Source organism: Bowmanella dokdonensis (genome assembly GCF_017254865.1).
GTDB classification, from domain to species: domain Bacteria; phylum Pseudomonadota; class Gammaproteobacteria; order Enterobacterales; family Alteromonadaceae; genus Bowmanella; species Bowmanella dokdonensis.
In genome coordinates, this window is sequence record NZ_JAFKCV010000083.1 from 1 (window position 1) to 477 (window position 477).

At 50.5% G+C, this 477-nt stretch carries 1 protein-coding gene; it reads right to left on the reverse strand.

From position 1 onward, the window contains the following. Positions 1-477 (reverse strand): ATP-binding protein (locus J0A66_RS21645; protein WP_241264373.1); only part of this gene is annotated, 477 nt, incomplete at both ends.

Below are 477 nucleotides of genomic sequence, written 5' to 3' on the forward strand. Positions count from 1 at the left end.
CCTAAGGCCACCTGACGATTGACGTCATTGTCTTCCACCAGCAGTAGACGATATTCTGACCAATCGGGGATGGTTGGCTCGCTGGTGAGCTCTTTCGCTTCTAAGGGAGTTTCCTGCATTGGTTTTAGCGGTAAGGAAAATCTGAAGGTAGCACCTTGCCCAGCTGCGCTTTCTACCCAAATTTTGCCATGCATTAAGTCGCAGAGTTGTTTACAAATCGCCAGTCCCAAGCCTGTTCCGCCGTATCTTCGGGTGATGGAGTCATCAGCTTGGCTAAAGCTTTGGAAAAGTGCATCCTGTTGATCCTGACTCAGGCCTATGCCGGTGTCACTGACCGCCCCTTCGAGTATCACTAACTCTGGATTGTCCGGTAATGGGCGAGCACTAAGTTCGATGGTGACCTGGCCGCTTTCGGTGAATTTCACAGCATTGCTGACGAGATTGATTAGTATCTGTTTGATTCGCCAGGGATCGCCT